The organism is Chromohalobacter sp. HP20-39, from assembly GCF_033052815.1.
GTDB lineage: Bacteria > Pseudomonadota > Gammaproteobacteria > Pseudomonadales > Halomonadaceae > Chromohalobacter.
Genome location: NZ_JAWHTP010001246.1, coordinates 1 through 230 on the forward strand (window position 1 = coordinate 1; position 230 = coordinate 230).

The window sequence follows — 230 nt, forward strand, 5'->3', positions numbered from 1 at the left end:
TCTCGAAGTTGATGCTGTCGACATCAATGCTCGGCATGCGCTGACGCACCGACGGGCTGTAGCGGATTTCGTCGAGCGAGTAGGGCCGCTCAATCCGCTCGACCGGAGGCGCGATCAGCGTGTCGTAGATCAACTCCGGCGGAGCGTCTTCCGCTTCGACGATGTAGCGGTTCTCCGGAATGCGCAGAACCGGCGGCGGCAGCGAGACGAAGTAGCCGCCGATGGCGCCG

General features: G+C 63.9%; 1 protein-coding gene. It reads right to left on the reverse strand.

The features are described 5' to 3' along the window. Positions 1-230, reverse strand: a 230-nt coding sequence (locus tag RVY79_RS21850) for a hypothetical protein (protein ID WP_317466719.1), incomplete at both ends; no start/stop codon positions are given.